Origin of the sequence: Streptomyces sp. NP160 (assembly GCF_006335115.1) — a bacterium.
Lineage (GTDB): Bacteria > Actinomycetota > Actinomycetes > Actinomycetales > Quadrisphaeraceae > Quadrisphaera.
This window is the reverse complement of the sequence record NZ_VDMJ01000105.1, coordinates 1-229: the sequence shown is the minus strand read 5'-3', so window position 1 is coordinate 229 and position 229 is coordinate 1. Positions and strand designations below refer to the sequence as shown.

Here is a 229-nt window from a genome sequence, read left to right as displayed (position 1 = left end):
CACCGCCGTCGTCGTCCTGCACGACCTCAACCTCACCGCGCGCTACGCCGACCACGTCGTGGCCGTCCACGAGGGGGCGGTGGTGGCGGCAGGGACCCCCGCGGAGGTCTTCACCGAGCAGCTCCTCGAACAGGTGTTCTCCGTGCGGGCGAGGGTCCTGGAGGACCCCGTCGCAGGAGGGCCGCTCATCGTGCCCCTCGCCGGCCGCCACGCCCTCGTCCCCGCCGCC

1 pseudogene is annotated in these 229 nt (G+C 74.7%); it reads left to right on the top strand.

From position 1 onward, the window contains the following. Positions 1 to 229, top strand: a pseudogene (locus tag FHN55_RS23090) (ABC transporter ATP-binding protein); the annotation flags it as partial.